Origin of the sequence: Paraburkholderia sp. CNPSo 3281 (assembly GCF_024206515.1) — a bacterium.
Classification (GTDB): Bacteria; Pseudomonadota; Gammaproteobacteria; order Burkholderiales; family Burkholderiaceae; genus Paraburkholderia; species Paraburkholderia nodosa.
On the sequence record NZ_JAMBPS010000006.1, the window covers coordinates 90,250 to 102,561 of the forward strand.

The 12,312-nt window shown below is 67.9% G+C and carries 11 protein-coding genes; 9 read left to right on the top strand and 2 right to left on the bottom strand.

All coding sequences use genetic code 11. The features are described 5' to 3' along the window. Window positions 1-242: 242 nt before the first annotated feature. On the top strand, window positions 243-797 hold the full coding sequence (locus M3I56_RS09310) for an NADPH-dependent FMN reductase (protein WP_254353557.1): 555 nt from the start codon (window positions 243-245) through the stop codon (window positions 795-797). 38 nt (window positions 798-835) lie between these two features. On the opposite strand, the gene M3I56_RS09315 is transcribed toward M3I56_RS09310, so the two are convergent. Together M3I56_RS09315 and M3I56_RS09320 are read right to left on the bottom strand one after the other, a co-directional pair. Next, window positions 836-1,567, bottom strand: a complete 732-nt coding sequence (locus M3I56_RS09315; RefSeq protein ID WP_254353558.1) for a hypothetical protein — start codon at window positions 1,565-1,567, stop codon at window positions 836-838. 166 nt (window positions 1,568-1,733) lie between these two features. After that, window positions 1,734-4,013, bottom strand: a complete 2,280-nt coding sequence (locus tag M3I56_RS09320; protein WP_254353559.1) for a hybrid sensor histidine kinase/response regulator — start codon at window positions 4,011-4,013, stop codon at window positions 1,734-1,736. A gap of 624 nt (window positions 4,014-4,637) precedes the next feature. Here M3I56_RS09320 and M3I56_RS09325 point away from each other — a divergent pair. The 8 genes from M3I56_RS09325 to M3I56_RS09360 all read left to right on the top strand — a co-directional run bounded on the left by M3I56_RS09325 (window position 4,638) and on the right by M3I56_RS09360 (window position 12,312). Continuing rightward, entirely contained in the window at window positions 4,638-5,006 is a 369-nt protein-coding gene (locus tag M3I56_RS09325) for a response regulator (protein ID WP_028202798.1), read from the top strand. Beyond that, a complete protein-coding gene (locus M3I56_RS09330) occupies window positions 4,999-5,622 on the top strand; it encodes a chemotaxis protein CheC (RefSeq protein WP_028202797.1) in 624 nt (207 codons plus the stop codon). The genes M3I56_RS09325 and M3I56_RS09330 overlap by 8 nt, the downstream gene beginning before the upstream one ends. Continuing rightward, the gene (locus M3I56_RS09335) at window positions 5,619-6,563 is read left to right on the top strand and encodes a diguanylate cyclase (protein ID WP_254353561.1); all 945 of its coding nucleotides are present in this window, start codon (window positions 5,619-5,621) and stop codon (window positions 6,561-6,563) included. Before M3I56_RS09330 ends, M3I56_RS09335 begins: the two co-directional genes overlap by 4 nt. A gap of 280 nt (window positions 6,564-6,843) precedes the next feature. Further along, complete coding sequence (gene hpnD / locus M3I56_RS09340; protein WP_254353562.1) at window positions 6,844-7,695, top strand: presqualene diphosphate synthase HpnD; 852 nt, start codon at window positions 6,844-6,846, stop codon at window positions 7,693-7,695. After that, a complete protein-coding gene (gene hpnE / locus M3I56_RS09345; protein WP_254353563.1) occupies window positions 7,695-8,963 on the top strand; it encodes a hydroxysqualene dehydroxylase HpnE in 1,269 nt (422 codons plus the stop codon). Before hpnD ends, hpnE begins: the two co-directional genes overlap by 1 nt. After that, window positions 8,960-10,990 carry a squalene--hopene cyclase gene (gene shc, locus M3I56_RS09350; protein WP_375541699.1) on the top strand — a complete coding sequence of 677 codons (2,031 nt, stop codon included), beginning with the start codon at window positions 8,960-8,962 and terminating at the stop codon, window positions 10,988-10,990. The genes hpnE and shc overlap by 4 nt, the downstream gene beginning before the upstream one ends. Beyond that, complete coding sequence (locus M3I56_RS09355; protein WP_254353564.1) at window positions 10,960-11,709, top strand: phosphorylase; 750 nt, start codon at window positions 10,960-10,962, stop codon at window positions 11,707-11,709. Before shc ends, M3I56_RS09355 begins: the two co-directional genes overlap by 31 nt. 117 nt (window positions 11,710-11,826) lie before the next feature. Further along, window positions 11,827-12,312, top strand: coding sequence for an acyl-CoA thioesterase (locus M3I56_RS09360; protein WP_254333187.1), 486 nt, complete (start codon window positions 11,827-11,829; stop codon window positions 12,310-12,312).

The window sequence follows — 12,312 nt, forward strand, 5'->3', positions numbered from 1 at the left end:
TTGCTAACCTGCAGACGAATCCGACGCGAGGCCCGTGTTCATCGGCTCTCCACGCAAGTTGTCCACAAGCTTATGCCCAAAATCTGTGGATAAATTCGCGTTACCCCGGGTTATCCACAACGCCTCGCCGATGCCGATATCGGGCAGGCCCGAGCGAGCGTGCGCGCATCGCCGGATTGTGCAGGCGTCTATGATGATGTTTCCTACCACTGCGCTTCGCGCGCGCTTCCGAGGAAACCGAAATGGCCTACAAGATCGCAGTTGTGGTCGGCAGTCTGCGCAAGGATTCATTCAACCGGCAACTCGCACACGCGGTGACGTCGCTGGCCCCCGCCGATTTTACGTTCGAGTATCTCGACATCGGGGTGCTGCCGCTCTACAGCCAGGAATACGACGCCGACTATCCCGAGGTGGCGCGCCGCTTCAAGCAGCAGATCGAAGCGGTCGACGCCCTGCTGTTCGTCACGCCTGAATACAACCGCTCGATTCCGGGCGGGCTGAAAAATGCGCTCGACTGGGGTTCGCGGCCGTGGGGCGCGAATTCGTGGCGCGGCAAGCCGGGCGCGGTGCTCGGCACGTCGGTGGGGGCGACCGGCACCGCGCTCTCGCAGCAACATCTGCGCAACGTGCTCGCCTATCTCGACGTCACGTTGCTCGGTCAGCCAGAGATGTTCATCAAGCACGACGCGAGCCGCATCAACGAGAAAGGCGAGATCGTCAGCGAGGATACGCGCAAGTTCCTGCAGGGCTTCGTCGATACCTACGTAGCCTGGGTCAAGCGCCAGCTCGGCCGCTGACGCCTGATCACGATCCGCGCCGCATTTGCGCGGGGGCTTCAGTGCAACGTGCGGCGCTGCCCCGGCATGTCCTTGTGGTGTTCGGGCGTGTCTTCCTCGTACTCGAGGAATTCGTCCGGAATTTGCGGCGCGACGCCGGCTGCGGGTCGCGTCGCTTCGGGCGCGCCAGGAACGTCCACGTGATGCGCGCCCATCACCGCTCCGGCGCCGGGTGCGCTTGCCGATGTGAGCACGGTCGCTTCGGCTTCGCTCGTCGGCCGCATCGGTTCGACGGTGCGTTCGATGTTGGGATCGAGCGTCGGGTCAACGGAGCTTTGTTCGCGCGCGGCTTCAGTTTGCGCGGCACGGCGGCGCATGGCATCGGCGAATTCGGAGAGCCCGAGTTCGTCGAGCGCCGAGTGCTCGCGCGCGACCGGACGGTCCGTCGCGGGCCACGCCCACGGCGTGCCGCGTAGCGCGACTTCCGTCGCGTGCTCCTCGCGCAGCGTCTCGTACGCGAGGTTGGCGTGCGCCTCGTCGCTCACGTGCACGCCGATGCGCACCGCTTCGCCCGGCGGCGGCGTCATGCCCGTCTGGGCCTCGGTGGTGCGACGCACATCGCCCGTCGACGAGAAAAAACTTCCCACGAGCCGCTCGATGCCGGCCAGCACGCCCTCTGTGCGCGCCGGCAGGTCGATGTCGTCCGCCGCGAAGCCGCGTTGCAGCAGCGCGTCCTGCGCGTGGCGTGCTTCGTCGTAGGTTTGGAAAACGCCGGTCACGGTCTGTTTCATGGCAGCCTCCTTCGCCAGATGGCGACGCCCGCTTACATCATGCGCCGATTGTGCGTGGCTCGTGCACCGGCTGGCGCATGCTGTGCGCGACGTCTAACCGCCCGATTCTGCGGGTCGTGCTGTCTGTCGCAAGCCTCGTGCCGCAAGGCGTGTCACCCGCGTCCTGTCATGCACGCGGGCTCGGGAGCGTCGCATCGTGCTCGCGCTTCGCACGCGCCTGGCGGTCCTCGCGAATCGCCTCCAGTATCTTCTCCAGCAGCGCGATGTCGAACGGCTTCGATAGCACGCGCACATCGGCATTGCGCGTGCGCTCGAGCTCCTCCGCGTAGCCTGTCACGAGGATCACGGGTAGGTCCGGCTCGAGCCCCTGCAGGGCCTCGGCCAGATCGATGCCGTTCATCGTCCCCGGCATGTGGATGTCGGAAAGCACGAGGTCGAAGCGCGGCGTGGGCTCGCCCTCGGCACGCGGCGCTTCGACCCGTTCCAGCGCGCTCGCCGCGTCGCTCGCGCAGGTCACGCGGTGGCCCATCATCTGCAGGAGCGCCTCGGTGCCGGCCGCGACTTCGTCGTTGTCCTCCACGAGCAGCACGTTCAGCCCGTGGTGCACCTGGGCGCTCTCCTCGCGCGGCTCGCTCGGACGCGGCGCGGGCGGCTCGGCGAGCGAGCGCGGCAGATACAGATGCACCGTCGTGCCCGCGCCAATCGCACTGTCGATGGCGGCGAGTCCGCCGGTGCGCTCGCAGAACGCAAACACCTGCGGCAGCCCGAGGCCGGTGCCCGTGCCCTTCGACTTGGTCGTGTAGAGCGGCTCGAACGCGCGCGCGAGCACGTCCGGCGGCATACCCGTGCCGGTGTCTTCGAGGGTGACGTGCACGAAGTCGCCGTCGAGCGGGAAGCCTTCGCCGGGCCGGAAGCTGATGTTGCGCGCGCGCACCGTGAAGCGGCCGCCGTTGGGCATTGCGTCGCGCGCGTTCACGGCGAGATTGATGAGCGCGAGCTCGAATTCGGCCACGTCGACGAGCACGGGCCACACGTCGTCGTCGACTTCGACGACGAGCGACACCTTCGCGCCGAGCGACGCGCGCAGCAGTTCGCGGGCCGCCGGCAGCCAGCGTCCGACGTGGATGGTCTCGTTGCGCAGCGGCTGCTTGCGCGCCACGCCGAGCAGTTGGCGCGTGAGCGACTGGCCGCTCTTGAGCGCGCGCTCGACCGCCGAGAGCTCGCGCTCGAAGCCCGCCGCGCCGCGCCGACGCGCGATCTGCACGTTGGCGGAGACGATCATCAGCAGGTTGTTGAAGTCGTGCGCGACGCTGCCCACGAGGTTTCCGAGCGCTTCCATCTTGCGCGACTGCCGGTAGGCGGATTCGATCGAGCGGCGCATCGAGGCCTCGGCCTGCCAGCGCTCCCACGCCTCCTCTTCGGCGGCGAGGCGCCGCAGCGACAGCCAGATCACGTACCAGAGGGCAATCGACGGCGTGAACATCGAGATGATGAGCACGCTCAGGTGCCGGTACCAGGCCGTCCAGATCGCCGGCGTGCGATACGCGCAGGTCACGTAGACGGGGTACGCGCCCACGCGCCGGAACGCGAGGATCACGTTGCTGCCGAGCAGCGCGGAATGCATGCGCACGACGCCGGACTCGGCGCCGCGCAGGAGCGCGGCACCCAGCGGCGAGTGCGGTGTGATCGCCGGGCCGTCCGCGCGCGGCGGCGGATCGAACGCGAGGATCGTGCCGTCGCTGCGCACGAGGCCGAGCGACATCGGCGAGTCGGGGCCGAGCAGGTCGCGATAGAACGAGCTGAAATAACCGGGGCGCAGGGCGACCGAGACGAGACCCGCGAATCCGCCGGCGTCGTCGAGGCGCGCCACGCCCATGTTGAACACGGTCTCGCCGCTCACCTGGCCCTGCATCACGCGCGATACGTGGTCGAGCACGCGGCCGTCGCGGATGCCGGTGAAGTCCTCGCGCGCGGCGATCGACATGGGCGGCGGCGGCGAATAGCGGCTGCTCGCGAGCAGGTCGCCGTCAATCCCGAAAATCGACACCGCGGCCACCTGCGGATAACCGCCGCCGATCGCATCGAGTTTCTCGTGGATCTGCGGCTCGCTGGCGCGGATGCCGTCGTCGTTCAGGCCGCGCACGAGGTCGACGACGCGCGCGTCGAGCGCCTCGTTCATGTCGAACACCTTGAGTGCGTGCTCTTCGGCCACGCGCACGGTGCGCAGCGTGGTGTCGGTGGCGTCGGCTTCGCGCGCGCGCAAGTCGTTGTACGTCATGGCGGCGACGTAGATGCACGGCAGCACGATCGCCGCGGCGAGCAGCGCGAGCAGCGTGCGACGGCGCACCGTGAAGTCGTGGCCCGGCGCGGCCGGAAACGGCGCGTCGTCGGCAGGGGGCGGCTGGGCTATGCGTTCGTCTGGCCGCTCGGGCCGGTCAGCAATCATCGTACGGAAAAGCAGGGAAAAGGCGGCGGGGCAGTCGACATGATAAACGACCGCGATGACGCCCCGACGGCCAGCGCATCCCCGGCGCGCCGCAAGCATGGTCCCACGGGTACGCCGCCAGGGGTTTTCCTCTTCCTGGATGCCGAATTCGCGAAAATCGACGAAGCGCAAACGTACCACAAAGGGATAATCGACGTTCTTTATTTGGGGGATGGATCATTTATTTCCATAAATTAGCCAGAATGAGTCGATTTTGTTCGTTGATTGATTAACGGCGAGTTGCATTTGATTCAATTTGATTCGAGAATCGCGGACACGATAAATAACGCATTCGCATGAACGCCATGCCCGCCGTCACGGCGCATGGCCATAGCCATGCTACGGGGTGGCTGCAGGCATGCAGACGAGGGCCTTCACGACCGGCGCACGGGTTGCCGGTATCCATTGGGCAGCGGCGCGGCCATGCGCCTTGCGTCGGCGCGCCAATGCGCGGGTCCGTTCATGCGTTATGCATTATTCGGCCTGTTCGCAATTTTCTTTGAAGTTTCCCCTAAAGTAATTGCCCGTGCCGCCGTTAATCCGTCGAAACGCACTCCGTCCAACGCACACTCATTCAGCATATCCATGTCCTTGCCCATCGTGATCGCCGATGACTCGCTGTTAGCCCGCAAGGTGCTCACGAAGGCGCTGCCCGAGGACTGGGACGTGGCGATTTCGTACGCATCGAACGGACACGAAGCGCTTGCCCATTACCGCGCCGGTCGCGCGGCTGTGATGTTCCTCGACCTCACGATGCCTGACCTGACGGGCTTCCAGGTCCTCGAAGCGTTGCAGCACGAAGACCTCAATACGTTCGTGATCGTCGTTTCTGCGGACGTCCAGCCTCGTGCCCGCGAGCGCGTGCAGGCACTCGGCGCGGCGGCGTTCGTCGCAAAGCCGGTAACCCAGGAGGCGCTGCTGCCCATCCTGAAGGAGTACGGGTTGTATGCCTGATCGAGTGTTCACGGAACTCCAGCGCGACGCGCTGCAGGAGATCGCCAATCTCGGCATGGGGCAGGCTGCGACGCGACTGTCGGGGCTGCTCAATGCCTTCATCGAACTGTCGGTGCCGCGCGTGCGCGTGGTCGCCGTCTCCGAGGCCGCGGAGGCGCTGCGCGAGATGACCGGTATCGACGGCCCGGTTGCGGCCGTGCGCCAGGGCTTTCGCTCGGAGATCAAGGGCGAGGCGCTGGTGATCTGCCGCAGCGGCGAGATCGCCGAGCTTGGCAGCCTGGTCGGCGGACCTTACGCGACGATCGGCGACGATGCCCTCACCGAGGAAGAGCTGATGTTCGACGTCGCCAACGCGCTCACGGGCGCGTGCGTGTCGTCGATGCTCGACCAGCTCGGACGGATGCCGGTGTTTTCGCAGCCCGGCCTGCTCGGCGAGGCGATCATGCTCGACGAGGTGTTCCAGCCGGGCCTGCTCGCCTGGGACGTCGCGCTGCTCGTCGAAGTCAATTTCGCGCTGGAAGACCAGCGCTTTCGCGCCCACCTCGTCATGCTGATGGCCGAGGAGTCGATCCATGTCGTGAGCCGGGCCATCGACGCGTTGTTACATAGCCTATGAACGAGCCAGCCGGGTTGCCAACACTAGCGGACCTCGTGGTCGAACGGGTGGGTTTCGGCATCTTCGTGGTCGATCGCGACATGAATGTGCTGAGCTGGAACCGCTTTATGCAGGATCACAGCGGCGTGACCGCCGAGGACGTGATCGGCCGCTCCATCTTCGAGCGCTTCCCCGACCTGCCGCGCGCGTGGCTCACGCGCAAGGTGGAAAGCGTGTTCCAGCTGGGCAGCTTCGCGTTCAGCTCGTGGGAACAGCGCCCGTATCTGTTCCAGTTCGACCATGACCGGCCGATCACGGGCGGTGTGGACTACATGCAGCAGGACTGCACTTTCATGCCGCTCATGCGCGGGCGCGACGTGATCGCCGTGTGCGTCACCCTCTCGGATGTCACGCACGTGAGCGTCATGCAGCGCGAGCGCGAGGAGGCCGTGGCCAAGCTGCGCGAATACGCCGACCGCGATGGCCTCACCGGCATCGCGAACCGGCGCTTTTTCGAAACGCGCCTCGCCGACGAATTCCTGCGCTGGCAGCGCTACGGCGGCGAGCTGTCGATGCTGCTGTTCGACCTCGACCACTTCAAGCGCATCAACGACGAGTTCGGCCACGTGGCCGGCGACACGGTACTGCGCTCGATGGCGCAACGCGTGTCGGGCGTGGTGCGCAAGCAGGATGTGTTCGGACGCTTCGGCGGCGAGGAATTCGCGCTGCTCCTGCCGTGCACGCCGCTCGACGACGCGCTCTACGTCGCGGAGAAGATCCGCCGCACGATCGGCGACGAGCCGATCGAGGTGCAGGGCGTGATCGTGCCCGTGACGGCCAGCGTCGGCGCCGCCACGGCACGCACGGGGGCGCCCGACTACGAAGGCATGATCAACGAGGCGGACGCCGCCCTCTACACGGCGAAGCGCCAGGGGCGCAACCGCTCGGTCGCGCTCGCCTGATCCCCGCCGGGGCGCAGGCAGTCCCCGCCTCGATCCGCCTCATCGCCCCATGCCCGGGGCTGTGCGTCCCTGTCTCCACTGCGGCCCCCTCGGCGGGCCCCCCTCGGCGGGCCCCCCTAAAGGTTGATATACTTTTGCCCGTTTCCGGCCTTGTGCGCCTCCTGGCGAGCAATTTTAGGGTCGGGTGCCTCGCGCGTGTCCGCGCGCGCGGGCGACCCGCGGCAATGCGGGCCCGAATAGAGTCGAACGCCCGGTGAGGGCGCCCCCAGCGGAGATCGTCTTGGCTGTTTCCAATCTCGTCGTGGACGATACACAACAAACCGACGCTGCCGCCGCTTCGTCGGGCAGCTCGTTTTACCTGGCGATGCGGATCCTGCCTCCCGCGCAGCGCGACGCCATGTATCAGGTCTACGCCTTCTGCCGCGCTGTCGACGACATCGCGGACAGCGACCTGCCGCGCGCCGAGCGCGCGGCAGGGCTCGACCAATGGCGCGCCGACATCGACGCGTGCTATGCCGGCACGCCGCGCGCCTCGCTCGCGGCGCTCACGCGCCACATCCATACGTTCGGGCTCCAGCGCGAAGATTTTCACGCGATGATCGACGGCATGGCCATGGACGCCGCCGAGGACGTCTGCGCCCCCGACGAGGACACGCTCGACCTGTACTGCGACCGCGTGGCGAGTGCCGCAGGCCGGCTGTCGGTGAGAATTTTCGGGATGCAGGAGGAGCCGGGCCGCTTGCTGTCGCACCATCTGGGGCGAGCGCTGCAGCTCACCAACATCCTGCGCGACATCGACGAAGACGCGGACATCAGCCGCTGCTATCTGCCGCGCGAGCTGCTCGCGCGCGAAGGCATCGCGGCGGGCAATCCGCACACGATCGCCGCCGACCCGTCGCTGCCGCGTGTGTGCGAGACGCTCGTGCAGCGCGCCCGCGCGCACTTCGCGCAGGCCGACGCGATCATGGACGCCGCACCGCGCGCGCAGGTGAAGGCGCCGCGCATCATGTCGGGCGTTTACCGCGTGCTGCTCGAGCGCACCGTGGATCGTGGTTTCGACCTGCCGCGCACGAAAGTCAGCAAGCCGCGCGCACGGCTCATGTGGATCGTCGCGCGTTACGCGCTGTTCTGATGCCTCGGCTAGTCCACGTCATCGGCGCTGGGCTTGCGGGCCTCGCGACGGCCGTGCGGCTTCAGCGGCGCGGCGTGCAGGTTGCGCTCTACGAGGCCGCCGGCCAGGCAGGTGGACGCTGCCGCTCGTACTACGACCGCACGCTTTCGGCGACGCTCGACACGGGCAATCATCTGGTGCTGGCGGGACATGCGCGCACGCTCGAGTACGTGCGCACGATCGGCGCCGGCGACGCGCTCGCCGGCCCCACCGAGCCGGGCTTCGCGTTCATGGATATCGCCGCGCGCTCGCGCTGGACGGTGCGCTTCTCGCGTTCGCGCATGCCGTTCTGGATCGGCGACTCGCGCTCGCGCGTGCCGGGTACGCGCGCCGCGGACTATCTGGGGCTGCTGCCGCTCCTGTTCGCCAAGCCAGGCCGCACGATGGCGCAGACCATGCGCTGCGAAGGCGTGCTGTGGGACCGGCTGCTGCACCCGTTCTTTCTCACGGCGCTCAATGTCGAGCCGCGCGTGGGCAGCGCGGAGCTGGCGGGGGCGATGCTGCGCGAGTCGCTCACGGCGGGCGGCGAGTCGTTCCGGCCGCTGGCGGCGCGCGGGGGCCTTTCCAGCGCGTTCGTCGATCCGGCCTTGCGCATGCTTCAGCACGGCGGAGCGGCGATTCGCCTCGACTCGCCGCTCCGGGAGATCGAGTACGACGACGCGACGGGCCGCGTCGTCGCACTCGATTTTCCAGACGGGCGTATCACGCTCGCGCCCGACGAGGCGGTGGTGCTGGCCGTGCCCGGCACGGCCGCCGCGGCGCTCGTGCCGGCGCTGCAGGCGCCGCAGCGTCACAATGCGATCGTCACGGTGCACTACGCGGTGACGGCGCCCCCGGGCCTCGTGACGCCGATGGCGCTCGTCAACGGCACGGCCCACTGGCTGTGCACGGCCGAAGGGCGGCTCTCGGCGACGATCCACGACGCGCGCGGCGTGCTCGACCTCGATCCCGAGGAAATCGCGCGCCGAGTGTGGGCCGACGTGGCCGAGGCGGCCTCGCTGCCGCTCGAGCCGCTGCCCGCCTGGCGCGTGTGCGCCGATGCTCGCGCGACCTTCGCCGCGGTGCCCGACGAGGAATGGCGCCGCCCCGCGACGCGCACGCGCTGGAACAATCTGATGCTTGCAGGCGACTGGACGGCTACCGGTCTGCCCGCGACGATCGAAGGAGCGATCCGCTCGGGCCGCAAGGCCGCCGAGCTGCTCCTGACCGAAAATTTGGAACGTAGATGAACGATTTATCCCAGGACATGCTCGGCATCGCCACGCCGGGCGTGGCGATGCCCACTCCCACGTTTGCCGGCGACACGGCCGCGGCGGTCGCCGCACCGCTTGCGACGCTCGACTCCGCCGTCGCGCGCGCGACCGACGCGATCCTCGCCGACCAGCGCGCCGATGGCCATTGGGTCTACGAACTCGAAGCGGACGCCACGATCCCGGCCGAATACGTGCTGCTCGTGCATTACCTGGGCGAAACCGCGAACCTCGAGCTCGAACAGAAGATCGCGCGCTACCTGCGCCGCATCCAGCTGCCGGACGGCGGCTGGCCGCTCTTCACCGACGGCGCAATGGACGTGAGCGCGAGCGTGAAGGCTTACTTCGCACTCAAGATGATCGGCGACGCCGACGATGCCGAGCACATGGTGCGTGCGCGCGAGGCGATTCTCGCGGCGGGCGGCGCGGAGCAGGTCAACGTGTTCACGCGTATCCTGCTCGCGCTGTTTGGCGTGGTGACGTGGTACGCAGTCCCGATCATGCCCGTCGAGATCACGTTGCTGCCGCAGTGGTTCCCGTTCCATCTGTCGAAGGTGTCGTACTGGGCGCGCACGGTGATCGTGCCGCTGCTCGTGCTGGGCGCGAAGCGTCCGGTGGCGCGCAACCCGCGTGGCGTGCGCATCGACGAGCTGTTCCGCGGCGCGCCGGTCAGCGTGGGCCTGAACGCCCGCTCCCCGCATCAGAGCAAGGGTTGGTTCGGTTTCTTCCGCGCCGTGGACGGCGTGCTGCGCGTGACCGATCCGCTCTTTCCGGCCTACCTGCGCCAGCGCGCGATCGACGCCGCAGTGGCGTTCGTGGACGAGCGCCTGAACGGCGAGGACGGCCTGGGCGCGATTTTCCCCGCCATGGCCAACGCCGTGATGATGTACGACGTGCTGGGCTATCCCGCCGATCATCCGCATCGCGCGATCGCGCGCCAGTCGCTCGAAAAGCTGGTGACGGTTCACACAGAGGAAGCGTACGTCCAGCCTTGTCTCTCGCCCGTGTGGGACACGTCGCTGGCGGCGCACGCCCTGCTGGAGACCGGCGACGCCCGTGCCGAGGATGCCGCGCGCCGCGGCCTCGAGTGGCTGCGTCCGCTGCAGATTCTCGACGTGCGCGGCGACTGGATCTCGCGCCGTGCGGCGGTGCGCCCCGGCGGCTGGGCGTTCCAGTACGCGAACCCGCACTACCCCGACGTCGACGACACGGCCGTGGTCGTGGCCGCGATGGATCGCATGGACAAGCTCGACAACACGAAGGCCTATGACGCCCCGATCGAGCGCGCGCGCGAATGGGTGGTCGGCATGCAGAGCAGCAACGGCGGCTGGGGCGCGTTCGAGCCGGAGAACACGCAGTACTACCTGAACAATATCCCGTTCTCGGACCATGGCGCACTGCTCGATCCGCCGACCGCCGACGTCTCGGGCCGCTGCCTTTCGATGCTCGCGCAGCTCGGCGAACTGCCGCCCGCGAGCGAGCACGCGCGCCGGGCGTACAACTACCTGCTCGAAGAGCAGGAGGCCGATGGCAGCTGGTACGGCCGCTGGGGCATGAATTACATCTACGGCACGTGGACGGCGCTGTGCGCCCTCAACGCGGCCGGCCTCGGTCACGACGACCCGCGCATGACGCGCGCGGTGCAATGGCTCGTGCAGATCCAGAACGACGACGGCGGCTGGGGCGAAGACGGCACCAGCTACAAGCTCGAATACCGCGGCTACGAGCGCGCCACGAGCACCGCTTCGCAAACGGCCTGGGCGCTGCTCGGCCTGATGGCCGCGGGCGCGGTCGATCATCCGGCGGTGGCACGCGGCATCGAGTATCTGCAGACAACGCAGCAGGAACACGGCCTCTGGGACGAAACGCGCTTCACGGCCACGGGCTTTCCGCGTGTGTTCTATCTGCGCTACCACGGTTATCGCAAGTTCTTCCCGCTGTGGGCGCTTGCGCGCTACCGCAACCTCAAGCGCGCATGCGTGACGCGTGTCACGGTCGGTCTGTGAGCGCGGCGGCTGGTATCAAGGCGCGCGCCCTGCCCGTGATCGCGGTGACGGGCATGGCCTTCGAGGCGAGCATTGCCGCAGGCAAAGGCCATGACGGCGTGCGCGCCGTCTACGCCGCGCGCGCCGATCTGCTGCAGAGCGCGCTTGCGGCGGCGCTCAAGGATGGCGCGGCGGGCATCGTCAGCTTCGGCACGGCGGGCGGTCTTGCGCCCGATCTCGAACCGGGCACCCTGGTGATCGCGCAAGCGATCGACGGGCCGTTCGGGCGCGTCGCGACCGACGCCGCCTGGAGCGCACGCATGGCCGACGCGCTGATGGCCTCGCCGCTCGCCTCAAAAACCCGGCGCGGCGTGGAGGCAGCCGTTGCCGCGCCGCTCACCGGCGCGGCGGACAAGGCAGCGCTGTTCAGCGCCTGCGGGGCGCTTGCCGTCGACATGGAATCGCATCTGGCCGCCGCCGCGGCGGCCGCGCATGGCGTGCCGTTCGCGGTGTGCCGAGCGATCGTCGATCCGGCGTGGCGCAGCCTGCCGAAAGCGGCCATGGCCGGCTTGCGCGACGACGGCACGACGGCGGTGCTTCCTGTCCTGCGCGAGCTGGCGCGCGACCCGGCGCAACTGGGCGGCCTGCTGCGCGTGGCGGCGGATGCGAAAGCGGCGCGCCAGTCGCTGAGCGCCGCGCGGCAGGTGCTGACGGCCACCGGCGCCTTTTTCCCGAAATGACCCAGGCGGGTTATTGAAATACCTAGGGTAAACCCTATCTCTGGTAACATCTCAGTGTTAACCCTAGGTTCGTATTGGCGAGCTGGGGACGAATCACATTTCGGGGAGTTACCAGCCATGAATTTTCATACTCGCAAGTGGGTCAAGCCTGAAGACCTGAATCCGAACGGCACGCTGTTCGGCGGCAGCCTGCTGCGCTGGATCGACGAAGAAGCGGCGATCTACGCGATCTGCCAGCTCGACAACCAGCGTGTGGTGACCAAGTTCATGTCGGAGATCAACTTCGTGAGCTCGGCGCGTCAGGGTGACATCATCGAGCTCGGCATAACGGCCACCGACTTCGGCCGGACGTCGATCACCCTGCGCGCCGAAGTGCGCAACAAGATCACGCGCAAGAGCATCCTGACGATCGAAAAGATGGTGTTCGTGAACCTGGGCGCGGACGGCATGCCGGCCCCGCACGGCCGCGCACGCATCCGCTATGCCGACGAAGCCTACGAGCGCTATCGCCAGACCGTGCAGACGACGGCGGACGCCACGGCGCTGGCGGCGGCGAACGAGGCGGAGCGCCAGGCCGAGAGCGAGGACGCTTCGGTGCATTGA

Coding starts and splice junctions, on each gene's coding strand:
- M3I56_RS09360 (WP_254333187.1), top strand. CDS start 11,827: ATGAATTTTCATACTCGCAAGTGGGTCAAGCCTGAAGACCTGAATCCG.
- M3I56_RS09320 (WP_254353559.1), bottom strand. CDS start 4,013: ATGATTGCTGACCGGCCCGAGCGGCCAGACGAACGCATAGCCCAGCCG.
- hpnE (WP_254353563.1), top strand. CDS start 7,695: ATGCCTCGGCTAGTCCACGTCATCGGCGCTGGGCTTGCGGGCCTCGCG.
- M3I56_RS09325 (WP_028202798.1), top strand. CDS start 4,638: ATGTCCTTGCCCATCGTGATCGCCGATGACTCGCTGTTAGCCCGCAAG.
- shc (WP_375541699.1), top strand. CDS start 8,960: ATGAACGATTTATCCCAGGACATGCTCGGCATCGCCACGCCGGGCGTG.
- M3I56_RS09330 (WP_028202797.1), top strand. CDS start 4,999: ATGCCTGATCGAGTGTTCACGGAACTCCAGCGCGACGCGCTGCAGGAG.
- M3I56_RS09335 (WP_254353561.1), top strand. CDS start 5,619: ATGAACGAGCCAGCCGGGTTGCCAACACTAGCGGACCTCGTGGTCGAA.
- M3I56_RS09310 (WP_254353557.1), top strand. CDS start 243: ATGGCCTACAAGATCGCAGTTGTGGTCGGCAGTCTGCGCAAGGATTCA.
- M3I56_RS09355 (WP_254353564.1), top strand. CDS start 10,960: ATGCGTGACGCGTGTCACGGTCGGTCTGTGAGCGCGGCGGCTGGTATC.
- M3I56_RS09315 (WP_254353558.1), bottom strand. CDS start 1,567: ATGAAACAGACCGTGACCGGCGTTTTCCAAACCTACGACGAAGCACGC.